Below are 13,613 nucleotides of genomic sequence, written 5' to 3'. Positions count from 1 at the left end.
CGGCGGGGAGCCGGACGAGCATGGTTCGTCGCAACCGTATCGGCCGATACGGGCACAGCCCGCATCGCCCGAAACAAGGGGCCTGAGCGCCTTAACGCTTGGATTCTGGGACAGCCGTGGCGCTGAAACGGGCGGTTGCGGAAGACTACGCGCTCCTCCACGCCCTGAAGGGCGTGGTATCCGCGCTGAATGGAGCTTGCTATGATCCGACGACGGCCGAACGAGGGTGTCGGGTGACGTGACCGAGGACGACACCACCGACGAGGAAAGCTCGCCCGAACCGACCCTCGCCGCCCGCCAGATCTTGGGTCGTGAACTCGAAAACGCGCTCAAACAGATCCGTCGGCCGGCGAGCGGCCTGTTCGTCTCGGCGATCGCGGCGGGGCTCAACGTGAGCTTCGGAGCCTTGCTGATGGGGATGGCGCTGACGTTCTCGGGCGGGTTCGAGTCGTCGTTCGTGACGCGGTTCGTCCTCGCGAACGTCTCGACGGTCGGGTTCGTCATCGTCATCATCGGCCAGACGGAGCTGTTCACTGCCCACACCACCCTCGGCGTGCTGCCCGTCATGGATCGCCGCGCCTCGATCGCCGAACTGGGGAAACTATGGGGTGTGGTTCTCGTCGGCAACCTGATCGGCTGTACGGTGTTCGCCGGCTTCATCGCCGTTGCCGGGCCGCCGCTGGGGATCGTCACGCCCGCGGCGGCCGGAATGCTCGCCGACGCGTTGCTGCCGCTGCCGTGGTGGGCGATCCTTCTGAGCGGCGTCATCGCGGGCTGGCTCATGGGGCTGGCGACGTGGCTCGTTGCCGCTGGCCGCGACACCATCGGTCAAGTCGTTTTGATCTGGATGATCACCGGTGTCATCGGGTTCGGGCCGTTCCACCACGCGCTTCTCGGCACGACGGAGTTGCTCTCGGCAATGTTCCGGGGGCAGGGTATTTCGATCGCCCAGTTCGTTCATTTCCTGCTCTGGACCACGGTCGGCAACGCCGTCGGCGGGACGGTGTTCGTCGCGCTGCTCAACTACGGTCAGGCGATCAAGGCCGGCGAACCTGGCGACGTCGAGGTCGATCCCGAGAGCCTCGGCAAATCGTGACGGGATAGCGACAAATAGGGCTCGCGACGATTGCGGAATCCGTATATGGCTGCGCTTGAGATCCATCGAATAGCTCGATGCGGCTCATACAGGTTCGTGTCAGGGACGAGTCACGCGATAGCGTGCTCGATACGCTCGATGACGCGGACGCCGATTACGTCATCGCCGACGAGGCGGCGGGCAACGACGCCTCCATCGTCTACTTCCCGACGCCTGCAGGTGCGGTCGAGGAGATGCTCGGCCGACTCTCGGAGGCGGGTCTCGCCGACGACGCGTTCACGATCGTCACCGACGTCGAGACCGCCACGACGCCACATTTCGACGAGCTGGAAGGTCGCTACACGCAGGGTCCCGAGGACGAGATCGGGCTGTCGCACGCCGAACTCCGGACGAAGGCACAGGAGCTCACGCCCGAAACGACGATGTTCGTCGTTTTTGCCGCGCTGAGTGCGATCCTCGCTACTGCAGGACTCCTGCTCAACTCCGCCATCGTCATCGTCGGCGCGATGGTGGTCGCACCGTTCGCCGGTTCCTCGCTGTCGGCGAGCGTCGGATTGGTGAGCGACGACGGACAGTCGACGGCCAACAGCCTCCGATCACAGTTCCTCGGGCTCGTCGTCGCCACCATCAGCGCCACCGTCGCGGCTGCCGTCTTCCGATGGGGCCATCTCGTGCCGTCGACGCTCGCCGTCGGGCGGATCACACAGGTCGGATCGTTCACGACGCCGACGCTGCTGACGCTCACCATCGCGGTCGTCGCCGGGGCTGCGGGCGCGCTCGCACTCTCGACCGATCTCCCGGTGACGATCGCCGGCGTCGCGGTCGCCGCGGCGGTCGTGCCGGCCACTGCTGCGGTGGGGATCGGCGTCGTCTGGGCCGAGCCGCTGCTGGCGCTCGGTGCGCTCGCGTTGCTGCTGGTCAACGTCGTGTTCATCAACCTCTCGGCGCTCGTCGCCCTCCTCGGCTTCGGCTACCGGCCATCCGAGGTCAGCAGCCTGCGGGAATGGCTCTCGTTCTCACCACGACGGATCGTTTCGGTGCTGGCGGCCGTCGGCCTCGCTCTCCTCGTGGTTGCAATGCTGTTCGGCACCTACCAGTATTTCCTGTTCGATCAGGCGGTCAACCGGAACGTCGACGAAGTGCTCGACGATCCCGACTACTCGAACCTCGAACTCGCGTCCGCCTCGGCCGAGTTCGGTGCCGCGGGCCTGCTCGGTGAGGAGGGCTCCGTCACCGTCGTCGCCGCACGCACCACCGGCGAGCCCTACCCCCGGCTCTCCGAACGACTCAGACGGCATATCGCCGCCGAGACGAACAGAGACGTCTCCGTCGAGGTGCGGTTCGTCGAATACCAGCGGGCCGGATCGGGGTAGGGACGGTACGAACGTCCGTTCCGGAATTCGTGATGGAATACCAAGAGTGAAGCGTCGTCGTCGGTGACGAGGCGACGAGCGATGGCAGACAACGCGGAGACGTCCGGAACTGTTTCGTTCGACGAGCGAACCGAGGATCGCACACCGATCGACCCCGACTCCAACTATCGACTCGGGACGATCGCCGTGCTCGCCGGGATCATCGGGCTTCTGGCCGGCATCATCGCGTTTCTCATCTACCACTTCATCGGCTTGCTGACGAACCTCTTCTTCTATCGACGGATCGCCTTCGAGTTCGTCACGCCGCCGAACAACGGACTGCCGATCTGGATCGTACTGATCCCGGCGATCGGTGGGCTGATCGTCGGATTGCTGGCGAAATACGGGACGCCGCGGATCCGCGGTCACGGTATCCCCGAGGCGATGGAGGCGGTCTGGGACAACGACAGCGAGGTCGAACCCCGCGTCATGCTGCTGAAGCCGATCTCGGCCGCCATCGCCATCGGGACGGGCGCGCCGTTCGGCGTCGAGGGCCCCATTATCCAGACCGGAGGAACGATGGGATCGGTCATCGGCCAGTACATCCCCACGACGGTGGCCGAGCGAAAGGTGCTGCTGGCCTGCGGTGCGGCGGCAGGGATGGCCGCGACGTTCAACACGCCGATCGCGGGCGTGCTGATCGCCATCGAACTGCTGCTGTTCGAGTTCCGGATGCGGTCGTTCGTCCCGCTGAGCGTCGCCAGCGTCATCGCGACTGCGGTTCGTCGCCAGCTCCTCGGCACGGAGCCACTCCTCCGGATCGGCGACCTGAGCTACCAGCTGCTCCCGAACCTGCCGTTTTTGCTGGTGCTCGGCGTCATCCTGGGACTGGCGACCGTCGCCTTCAAGCGCGGCTATTTCGCTGTCGAGGACCTGTTCCATCGGTTCCCGGTCGGAAACGTACTCCTGCCGGCGATCGGCGGGCTCATCCTCGGGGTGATGGGGCTGTTCGTCCCGCGCGTGCTCGGCGTCGGCTACGAGGTCACGAGCGAAATCCTCCAGAACGAGCTTCCCATCGGACTGCTCCTGTTGGTCGTGATCGGGAAGGCGATCGGCGTCTCCGTGACGCTCGGGACGCGCACGTCGGGTGGCTTTCTCGCGCCGATGTTCGTCATCGGGGCCGGCATCGGCGGCGCGTTCGCGCTCGCGGTGAACGCGCTCGTCCCCGGCGTGACGCTACCGGTCGGGCTGTTCGCGCTCACCGGTCTGGGAACCCTGTTCGGCGTCGCCGGCGGCGCGACGTTCGCGCTCGTGCTCTTTACCGTGGAGGTAACCCAGCAGTTCGCGGCCATTCTGCCGGTGTTTCTCGTCGCCGTCGTCGCCGACGGCGTGGCCTCGATCTATCTCCGCAACTCCCTGATGACCGAGGAGCTCACTCGGCGCGGGATCGACATCTATCAGGAGTACGAGGTCGACCCGCTGAAGCGCTTCACCGTCGCCGAGATCATGGACGAGCGACCGGTGACGATCCGCCCCGACGTGACTGTTGCCGAGCTGGTGAACGAACTCACCAGCGACGAGCCATCCGTCGCCCGTTTCACCCCCGAGACCGACGGTGACCAGCCGGATGCTCTCGACGAACCGGGCGAACCGGAGACGACGCCCGAACGGACCACCGAACTGACACTTCACGAGGGGCTTCCGATCGTCGATCCCGACGAGGGTCTCGTGGGGATCGTCACCTATGGCGACTTGCTTCGGGCGAGTGCCAACGACGGCGCGGAGATCACCGTCGCCGAAGCCGGGACGATCGATATCGTCGCCGGCCACCCGGACGAACAGCTGTTCGAGGCCGCCGTCCGGATGTCCTCGAACGATCTCGAACAGCTCCCGATCGTCGACCGTGACAGCGGCGACCTCCGGGGCCTGATCGACTCGCAGAACCTGATGACGTCGGCGATGCGACAGCTCGAAGACGAGCAGGTCCGCGAAACGGGAAAGCTCGATTTCGGTCGTGGCCCGCTGTAGCCCGTTTCGACCCCCTGTTTTTCGTGACTCCGTGCCGTAGGAAGCGCCATGTACGACGAGATCCTCGTCCCGACCGACGGAAGCGAGGCGGTCGAGACCGCGATCGAGCACGCGTTCGATCTCGCCGCCACGTACGACGCGACGGTCCACGCGCTGTACGTCGTCGACGACACCTATGGCGGGGCCGGGCTGATGGGCGTCGATGCCCAAGACACCGTTTCGGAGCTGCGAACGATGGGCGAGGAGGCGGTCGACACCATCGCAACGCGCGGCGAGGATCGTGGACTCACCGTCGAAACCGCGGTCAACGAGGGACTTCCCCACGAGGGAATCCTCGACTACGCCGACGACAACGGGATCGATCTCCTCGTGATGAGTTCGCGCGGCCGGTCGGGCGTGAGCCGGTTCGTCTTCGGGAGCGTCACCGAACGGGTCGTGCGCCTCAGCGATCGACCGGTCCTCGTCGTTTCGCGGGACGTGACCGACGAATAGAACCGGTAAACGGCCGTCTTATCCGTCATGAGATCCAACGACGGCCATGGCTCGGTATCCGCTCGGTGGCGGGGTCGGCACCTATCTCGGCTTTCATCTCTTCGTCCTTGGGCTCCTGTCGTTCGTCACCGGACAGCCGTTTCTGATCCCGAGCCTCGGGCCGTCGCTGTTCCTCCTCGGAACGCTGCCCGACGACGAGATGAACTATCCACGGCGGATCATCGGCGGCCAGTTCATCGGCGCGGTGGCCGGTTTCATCGCTTTCCATCTGATCGTCGGCGGCATCGATCCGGCGGCGAGTCCGGCGCTCTCGCTCGAAGTGTTCCGGCAGGTGGTGTCGAGTTTCGTCGCCGCCCTCCTCTCGACGTTCGGCATGTATCTCGCCGACGTTCAACATCCGCCGGCGTACGCGACGACGCTCATCGTCTCGCTCGGCTATCTCACCTCTCCGCGGGGCGTCGGCGTGTTCATGTTGGCGGTGTTGGTGATGGTCGGGTTACACGAAATTCTCGGCAAACGCGGGCCGATCTGGAGTCTCCCTTACCAGCAGGACGAGTGAGCGCCGATCGAACCCACGACGCTCAGGTCCCTTCGCTGCCCACGCGCACCGTCAGGACCGAGGGATTTGATCGCCGGACAACCTTCTCAGTCACGCTGCCGAGGAGCTGTCGGTCGAGCCCGCTGCGGCCGCGGGTCCCCATGACGACGAGATCGCAGTGCTCGTCGGCGTACTCCAGGATCTCCTCGTGTGGCGTGCCCTGTCGAACGACGTCGGTGACGTCCTCGACGCCCGCCCGTGCCGCCCGCTCGCCGATCTCCGCCACTGTCTCCTCGCCTTCCGATTCGGCTTCCTCGAAGCGCTCGTCGCCACCGCGGACGTTCAGCGGCCCGGCCGTCTCGTCGACGACGAAGAGCACGTGCAGCGTCGCGTCGTTGGTGGTCGTGATCTCGAACGCCTCGTTTTCGGCGTCCATCGCCGCCTCGCTCCCGTCGGTCGGCAACAGTACGTGATCGTACATGATCGCGCTCGTCAGTCCGGGGTGAAAACGTTGGCGGCGATATCAGCCCGACAGCAGCGACGGACCGAAGATCATCAACATGAGCGCCGCGAGCATCGTCAGGCTCACCGCGGTCGTCACCGCGCCGGTGAGCGATCGTCGACTGCCGATGGGGAGCCGCGAGACGACGGCTTCGGTGCTCGTCCGGAGGATGTGCCCGCCATCGAGCGGGAAGGTCGGGACGCAGTTGAAGAAGCCGAGGTTGAGGTTGATCCAGCCGACCCAGAACAGTACGTTCGCCAGCACGAACACGCCGCCGCCGAGGAAGCCGAGCGGGCCGGTCGCGGTGTAGAAGTCGACGTTCGCGCCGACGAAGCCGGCGAAGTTGTAGCTCACGCCGGGTGCGGCGACGCTCGCGAACGGGAGTGTGAGCAGGAGGATGACGCTGGTGAGCGCCGAGCCGCCAGCTCCCCCCTCGCCGCCGAGCGCCGCGAGAAAGCCGGCGGCCGGATAGGCGTCGATGCCGAAGTCGTCGACGGCGATCCCGGTGGTCCCCGACTGGAGCCCCGTCACACCGACCAGCCCGCTGCCGGTCTGTGTGTTCTCGCCGAGTGTGACGCGCTGGGTCGTGCGCTCGCCCCCGACGAACGCCTCGACGCGCACCGTCTCACCGGGGTTCGTTTGCGAGAGCATGTCGGACAGCGCGGACGTGTTCGGGGTGCGTTCGCCGGCAAATCGTGTGACGACAACCGGCTCGCCGCCCTCACCGGTCGCGTTCGCCAGCGGCCCGTCGGGCGTGATCCGGCTCGCGTACGCGCCCATCGGCGCGGTCGTCGTGGAGCCGTTGTCGGTCCGCAGCGTCGCCACGGAGCGGTTTTCGAGCGCCGCGGTGAACCCGCTCTCGGTGTGCGTGGGCGAGCCGTTGATCGCCGTGATCGTCGCACCCGTGCCGAGCCCGATCGGTCCGTCCTTGATGGCGCTCGTGACGACCAGCGAGCGCTCGACGGTCGTCGTGGTGCCGTTCGACAGCGAGACCGGGACGGTGCGGTTCGCGTCGACGAGCGCACGGTCGAGATCGCTCGCGTTCGTCACGTTCTGGCCCGCGACGCCCGTGATGACGCTTCCCTCGCCGATGCCTGCATCGGCGGCCGGCGTGCCCGGTAGCGCCCCGCCGACGTGGACGCCCGGGACGACGCCAATCGAGCCGACGACCGGGCCAAAGAGGAGCGCGAAGGCGATGACGGTGATGGCGAAGTTGTTGGTGACGCCGGCGGCGAACATCCGCGTCTGTGGACCCCGCTCGGCGTTGCGCTGTTCCTCCTCGTCGGGTTCGACGAACGCGCCCATCGGGATCAGCGTGATCAGCGCGAGCCCCATCGAGGAGATGCTGATGTCTTCGACCCGACAGAGCAGACCGTGGCCGCCCTCGTGGACGACCAGCCCGACGAGCAGTCCGAGAACGATCTCCGGGGCGACCGAGAGCGGGAGGAACTGGTTGACTCCGGGGATGACCAGCGCGTCCTGTGGCTCGGTGATGATCGTCGAGGAGGGCCGATTGAGGATCGTGACGGCGCTGAAGATGACGAGGACGAACGAGCCGACCATCACGACGAGCGTGATGCCGAGGCCGACGTTCGCCCACGCCCGCCAGAACCGTTTCGGGCGTGCGAGCCAGTCGAGGACGGCCTTTCCGCGCTCCGTATGTAATGTCGTGATCGGTCCCGAAACTCGGGCCCAGTCGGGGAGAAATCCCCGCGCCGATAGCGCCGTCGCCACGACGCTGTAGAGAAGCACTCCCGAGAGAACCCACAGCAACGTGCTCGCCATTGGCACTTTTCCGTGATGAGCAGTGATGAGGGTTTGGGTCCCGCTACGGACGCTGCTTACCCTTCACGGCGAAGCCGTCGCACCACGAACTCACGGTCGAGTTCCGCGAGAAACGGCCCGAGCTTCGGCCCCTGCTCGGTGTCGAAGAAGAGCCGGTAGCCGGCGGTAAAGAGGTCACCGGGATCGAGGTCGTGCTCGCGGGCGGTCTCGAAGATCTCGCTCTGGATTTCCTCGCCGTCGTGGCCCGCCTCGACGACGCCAGCCAGTTCGTCGAGCGCTTGCCTCGTATCGCCGCCGAACGATACGTCGGGGAGATCGGTCGCGAGGCGGTAGTTGTAGGCGTTGTCGGTGCGTTCGGCCCACGTTCGGGCGTATTCGACGCGGCCGAGGGCCGCCTCGACCGCGCTCTCCGAGGCATCTTCGGGGATGTGCTCCTGACGACGCGCCATCTTCTCGCGGAGCTCGCTGTCGTCGGTCATGCCGAGCACCGCGGCGAAGGTGTAGGGGAGGCGGATCGGTCGATCGCTCGCCGCTTCGACGATCATCGGGTAGGCCGTCCCGGCCTCGTCCATCGTTTCGTCCTCCCGTGCGTGCTCGTCGAAGTACGTCCGCTCGAAGCGATCGAACTCGTCGACCAGCTGGTCGGCGCGCTCGATGGAGAAATCGCGCGCTCGGCTCGGGTCCTTCGTGAAGAAATAGCGGAGCACCTCGGGTTCGAGAAACTCTAAGACATCTTGGACCATGATGACGTGGCCGGCCGACGACGAGAACGGTTCGCCGTCGAGCGTGAACCACTCGTAGGCCATCGGCACCGGCGGGCTGTCGTCGAGGACGGTGCGGGTGATATCCGCGCCGCTCGGCCACGAGCCCTCGGCGTGGTCCTTGCCGAACGGCTCGAAATCGACGCCGAGCACCTGCCACTGGGCGGGCCACTCGAAGCGCCACGGGAGCTTTCCCTCGTGGAAGGTGGCGGTGCCCTCGTGGCCACAGCCCTCGATCGTTTGCTCGCCGGCCTCGACGTCGGTACAGACGTACTCAACGGTGCCGGCATCGAGATCCACGCTCCGGACGGCGTCCGTCTCGGTGACGTGGCCACACTCGGCGCAGATCGGGCGGAAGGGGATGTAGTCGTCGTCGACCTTCTCCTGATACTGTCCGAGTACGTTCCGTGCCTGTTCGCGGTGTTCGAGCAGGTGGCGAATCACGTCGTCGAACGCACCGGATTCGTAGCGCTCGGTGTTCGAGACGGTCTCGACGGGGATCTCGAGCAGCTCGGCGCTCCGCTCGATCAGGTTCGAGAAATGTGCGCCATACGACTCACAGCAGCCGAAGGGATCGGGAATCGCGGTGTAGGGTTTGCCGAGGTTGCGGCCGAGCGCGCTGGCATCGACCTCACCGAGCCCGACGACGTTGCCGTCGAGGTCGGCGAGTTTTCGGGGGATCTTGCGGAGCGGATCGCGATCGTCGGCGGTGAAGATCTGTCGGACCGTCCGCCCGCGCTCGCGGAGGGCCTCGGCGACGAAGTAGCCGCGTGCGATCTCGTTCATATTGCCGAGGTGGGGCACGCCCGACGGCGAAATGCCGCCCTTGATGACGATCGGGTCGTCGGGCTCGCGCTTGTCGATCACGTCGGCGACGGATTCGGCCCAGAAATCGTGTGGCTGCGAGCCGGCGAGAATATACGGGTCGTCATTGACATCCTCCACACGACTGAAGTCGTGGGATTCCCCGCGCTCGGGGTCGGTCACGCTGACCACCCCGACAGAGGCAACTTCCGGACACTGCTGCGCGATGTCCGTACCGGGTTCGTGCGCTCTGCTTCGGGGCGATGAGCGAATGGTGACGCCAACCCATCAGGGTTCCCCCGCTCGCATCGCACGGGCCGTGCCATCGGCCTTGTTCGCTGCCCTGCGATGGCAGCGAGGCCCAATCGGGCAAGGTTGCTTTTTGTTGATGGAGACCCCAACCCAACTCCAATTTTCCCGTTTGAGTCTATACTCAGGTACGACCCCGGAGGGGCTAACTCTTGCGGTTCTGGCGATTGTGGCAGTTCTCGATGCGGTCTATCGCTCGGACCTACGGCTGAAGCCGTGGACTTCCGCTTACTCTCAGTCATTCATCGCCCAGTAGGTCGGTTCGTCGCTCTCGGCGGGCACGATGTCGGTGCCGTCGTGCTCGCCGGTGTTGACGACGTGCCCGATGCGATCGGGGTCGGTGCCGTCGAGAACCACAGTTCTAACGCCCGAGCGTTCGATGATCTTCGCCGCGAGCAGGTCCACCGGTGCGGAGGAGCCGGCGGTCATCTCGATGTCGGCGATCACGTCGACGAGCTCGCCGGCTGAGAGGCGATCGAAGCGCTGTGCATCGGGGTTTTCGTCCGGATCGGCGTCGAAGACGCCGGGGACGCTCGTCGCATACACGAGGAGATCGGCGTTGACGTATTCGGCCAGCGCCGCGCTCACGGCGTCGGTCGTCTGTCCGGGCGTGACACCGCCCATGACGGCGATCTCGCCGCGACGGAGCGCCGCTCCCGCGGTCTCGTAATCACGCGCCGGCCGGGTCGCCGCTCGTTCGGACAGCGCCGCGATGAGCAGCCGTGCGTTGAGACGGGTCGTGTCGACGCCGAGCTGGTCGAGTTCGATCTCGTTGGCACCGAGCTCGCGGGCGGTATGGATATACTTCCGTGCGACCGTACCGCCGCCGACGACCGCCCCCACGGTATGGCCCTCCTCGGCGAGTCCCTCGATGACGGTGGCGTGTGCGCCCACGCGTTCGGAGTCTCTGGGCGCGAGCACGCTCCCGCCGAGGGAGACGATGATTTTCATTGTCGGCGGTTGCCCGGACGCACTCTTAAGCGTTGTCAACACCGGCGAAGGGTACAAACGACCGCCAGCCGTGCCCCTCGTATGAACGCCATCGCCGTCGTCGGTCCCTCCGATACCGGGAAGACGACGCTCGTCGAACGCCTGGCCGACCGACTGGACGGCAGCGTCGCCACGATCAAACACCTCGATCACGCACCGACCATCGACACGGAAGGCAAGGACACCGCCCGCCACCGCGCGGCCGGCGCGCGCGTCACCTACGGCCTGAGCGACGACGGCTGGTTCGCCACCGGCGAGGAGCGTTCGCTCTCCGATCTCCTCGACGACCTCGCGCCCGATCACGACTACGCACTCGTCGAGGGGTTTTCGAGCCACGGGCTGCCGGCTGTCGTTCTCGGCGGGCGCGAGCACGCCGGCCCGGAGCTCGTGACAGCCACCGACGCCGACGAGATCGATCTCGATGCGCTCTGTACGGAGATCGACGATCTCGAACCGCGCGTGACGCTCGACTCGCTCGTGCAAGAGCTAAAGGAATCGCCGCAGGCCGACCGTGCGGGTGCGATCGCCACCTTCACCGGGCGCGTGCGCGTGAAGGACGCCCCCGACGACGATCCGACCGAAGCGCTCGAATTCGAGACCTATCGCGAGGTCGCCGACGAGCGACTGCACGCCATCGAAACCGAACTCGAAGCGCGCGAGGGCGTCCACGAGGTGCTCACTCACCATCGAGTCGGACGGATCGAGGCCGGCGAGGACATCGTCTTCGTCGTCGTGCTCGCGGGCCACCGCCGCGAGGCGTTCGCGACCGTCGAGGACGGTATCGACCGGCTCAAAGACGAGGTCCCGATATTCAAGAAGGAACGCACGAGCGACGAGCAGTTCTGGGTCCACGACCGCGCGTGAGCGATCCGTCCCCGCATCGGGGGATAATTACAATACGAGAAAAGTAGAAATTACGATTCGGTGCGTAACGTTCTCCTCCGCCGACAAGCGATCCTATTTGTCGATCGATGGGCTCTGCATGCTCGATAAAACGTCTAAAGGATTTTGGAAGCGTCGTGAAACGTCGTCGATGACACCATCGAGAGTGAAGTGCACCGAATTCATCCGAAGCATCTGTCGGCTATAATACATGGGGATCGCATGACCGAGTGAGGTCACAATGAGTACGACTCAGCCCGCCGGTGTCGACGCGACCACCAAAGAGCAACGTCTGAAGGCATATCTCGAACGCAACGCGGCCGACGGCGAGCTCTACTTCAAGAGCAAGTTCATCGCCGACGAGGTCGGTCTCTCGCCGAAGGAGATCGGTGCGCTGATGCACAAACTCGCCGACTCGGCAGGCGATTTGGAGATCGAGCCGTGGTCGTACACCAGCGCGACGACCTGGCGCGTCGCGCCGGCCTGACCGGCCTGACTGGCCTCTCGTCGCCCCGCCCCGCTGACGGACCGCTCCCCGCTGGCGCTCTCGCCCGAAACGGTCTGTACGTTTATCCCCGTTCGACGCGTATCCATGTCGATGGCTGACAGCGACCCGCCGGCCGACGGGCCGCCGGCCGAGGCGTTCGCCGGACTCTTTCGCGTGACCGAGACGGACGTGGACGGCGGCCAGCTCCGGTATTACGGCGAGCCGCTGGTCGATGGCCGCCGGCTTGAACGATGTCTCTGGCCGCTGTTTCGCGATCAGGGCTACGAAGTCAGATTGACGAGTGAATCCAACTCGGAAAAAGACCCGTTCACCGGTATCGAGATCGATCGGACGAGACACGTCCTCGTCGCCACGCCGCACTCGACCGGCATCGACGGGATCCCGTGGAAGAACGTCGTCTTCGCGCTGCTCACTATACTCTCGACACTCGTCGCTGGCGCACGCTGGTACGGCACCATCGACACCGTCGGCGACGCCTTCCTCGATCCGATGGCCGTCCTCGCCGGCTGGCCGTTCGCGCTCGCGGTGCTCTCGATCCTCGGCGTGCACGAACTCGGCCACTACGCCCTGAGCCGATATCACGGCGTCGACGCGAGTCTCCCCTACTTCATCCCGCTGCCCAACGTCATCGGTACGATGGGCGCGGTCATCAGCATGCGCGGGCGGATGCCGTCGCGCAAAACCCTCTTCGATATCGGCGTCGCCGGTCCGTTGGCCGGGCTCATCGTCGCCTGCATCGTCACGCTCGTCGGCCTCGGTCTTCCACCGGTCCCCACACCGGCCATCCCGATCGAGTTCAACTACCCCCTGCTCGTGCAATGGCTCGCCGACCTCACCGGCCAGCCGATCGAGTATCCCGCCGGCATGTCGGTCAACCCGGTCGTCTTCGCCGGCTGGGTCGGCATGTTCGTCACCTTTCTCAACCTGATCCCCGTCGGCCAGCTCGACGGCGGCCATCTCGTCCGCGCGATGGTCGGCGAGCGCCAGGCGACCGTCGGCGCGCTCGTCCCCGCCGCGCTGTTCGGGCTCGCGGCCTACCTCTACTACGTCCAACAGGCCGCGTTCAACGCCGTCTTCCTCTGGGTGTTCTGGGGCGTGTTCACGATGGCCTTTGCCTACGCCGGCCCCGCGACGCCGATCTACGACGACGCGCTCGATACGAAACGCGTCCTCTTGGGGTTCGTCACCTTCGGGCTGGGGATCCTCTGTTTCACGCCCGTCCCGTTCGAGCTTGCGCTTTAGAATCTCCTTTCTGTCGAACAGTAGCAACCGGATCACCGCTTCGTTGAACGGCGCGACGTACCGCACACTACAGGACTAGCGTCGGGATACTTGTCGAACGATGCTATGAGTGATACTGCAGCGGTAGATCATCGACGGCCGGGGCAACGAGATCCGCCCGGTCGTACGAAACGACGACAGCACGCATACGAACAACGCTACAATGGCGACAAACGATACCTTGACATCCTCCCCGCCCTGAAGGGCGAGGATTCCTCCGGTGGGGGTTCGGACGGCCTACGCCGTCGAACCTACGGAAGTCTTTTGCTGGTGCGCGCGAACCTC

General features: G+C 65.7%; 12 protein-coding genes. 8 read left to right on the top strand and 4 right to left on the bottom strand.

The window, feature by feature from the left end; genetic code table 11:
* Positions 1-226 precede the first annotated feature (226 nt).
* The 5 genes from C448_RS00060 to C448_RS00040 all read left to right on the top strand — a co-directional run bounded on the left by C448_RS00060 (position 227) and on the right by C448_RS00040 (position 5,527).
* A complete protein-coding gene (locus C448_RS00060; RefSeq protein ID WP_004050924.1) occupies positions 227-1,096 on the top strand; it encodes a formate/nitrite transporter family protein in 870 nt (289 codons plus the stop codon).
* A gap of 77 nt (positions 1,097-1,173) precedes the next feature.
* The gene (locus C448_RS00055) at positions 1,174-2,469 is read left to right on the top strand and encodes a TIGR00341 family protein (RefSeq protein ID WP_004050922.1); all 1,296 of its coding nucleotides are present in this window, start codon (positions 1,174-1,176) and stop codon (positions 2,467-2,469) included.
* 81 nt (positions 2,470-2,550) lie between these two features.
* A complete protein-coding gene (locus C448_RS00050) occupies positions 2,551-4,476 on the top strand; it encodes a chloride channel protein (protein WP_004050921.1) in 1,926 nt (641 codons plus the stop codon).
* A 48-nt stretch (positions 4,477-4,524) separates the two neighbouring features.
* Complete coding sequence (locus tag C448_RS00045) at positions 4,525-4,968, top strand: universal stress protein (protein ID WP_004050919.1); 444 nt, start codon at positions 4,525-4,527, stop codon at positions 4,966-4,968.
* A gap of 46 nt (positions 4,969-5,014) precedes the next feature.
* A complete protein-coding gene (locus tag C448_RS00040; RefSeq protein ID WP_004050917.1) occupies positions 5,015-5,527 on the top strand; it encodes an HPP family protein in 513 nt (170 codons plus the stop codon).
* A gap of 22 nt (positions 5,528-5,549) precedes the next feature.
* Here C448_RS00040 and C448_RS00035 read toward each other — a convergent pair whose 3' ends face one another.
* From C448_RS00035 to pyrH, 4 genes are all read right to left on the bottom strand, one after another.
* Positions 5,550-5,987 carry a universal stress protein gene (locus tag C448_RS00035; RefSeq protein ID WP_004050915.1) on the bottom strand — a complete coding sequence of 146 codons (438 nt, stop codon included), beginning with the start codon at positions 5,985-5,987 and terminating at the stop codon, positions 5,550-5,552.
* 42 nt (positions 5,988-6,029) lie between these two features.
* The gene (locus C448_RS00030; RefSeq protein ID WP_004050913.1) at positions 6,030-7,793 is read right to left on the bottom strand and encodes a site-2 protease family protein; all 1,764 of its coding nucleotides are present in this window, start codon (positions 7,791-7,793) and stop codon (positions 6,030-6,032) included.
* A gap of 56 nt (positions 7,794-7,849) precedes the next feature.
* A complete protein-coding gene (gene lysS, locus C448_RS00025; protein ID WP_049915984.1) occupies positions 7,850-9,541 on the bottom strand; it encodes a lysine--tRNA ligase in 1,692 nt (563 codons plus the stop codon).
* A gap of 360 nt (positions 9,542-9,901) precedes the next feature.
* The gene (gene pyrH, locus C448_RS00020; protein WP_004050908.1) at positions 9,902-10,618 is read right to left on the bottom strand and encodes a UMP kinase; all 717 of its coding nucleotides are present in this window, start codon (positions 10,616-10,618) and stop codon (positions 9,902-9,904) included.
* Between the two features lie 81 nt (positions 10,619-10,699).
* Here pyrH and C448_RS00015 point away from each other — a divergent pair, with 81 nt between their 5' ends.
* The 3 genes from C448_RS00015 to C448_RS00005 all read left to right on the top strand — a co-directional run bounded on the left by C448_RS00015 (position 10,700) and on the right by C448_RS00005 (position 13,289).
* The gene (locus C448_RS00015) at positions 10,700-11,521 is read left to right on the top strand and encodes a molybdopterin synthase (protein ID WP_004050906.1); all 822 of its coding nucleotides are present in this window, start codon (positions 10,700-10,702) and stop codon (positions 11,519-11,521) included.
* A 259-nt stretch (positions 11,522-11,780) separates the two neighbouring features.
* Positions 11,781-12,026: a DUF7123 family protein gene (locus tag C448_RS00010; protein WP_004050904.1), complete on the top strand. Its 246-nt coding sequence runs from the start codon at positions 11,781-11,783 to the stop codon at positions 12,024-12,026.
* A gap of 111 nt (positions 12,027-12,137) precedes the next feature.
* Entirely contained in the window at positions 12,138-13,289 is a 1,152-nt protein-coding gene (locus tag C448_RS00005) for a site-2 protease family protein (RefSeq protein WP_049915983.1), read from the top strand.
* Positions 13,290-13,613 lie beyond the last annotated feature (324 nt).

It is taken from the genome of Halococcus morrhuae DSM 1307 (assembly GCF_000336695.1).
Lineage (GTDB): Archaea > Halobacteriota > Halobacteria > Halobacteriales > Halococcaceae > Halococcus > Halococcus morrhuae.
Note: the sequence above shows the minus strand (reverse complement) of the source record. Positions and strands in the feature narration are given on the sequence as shown.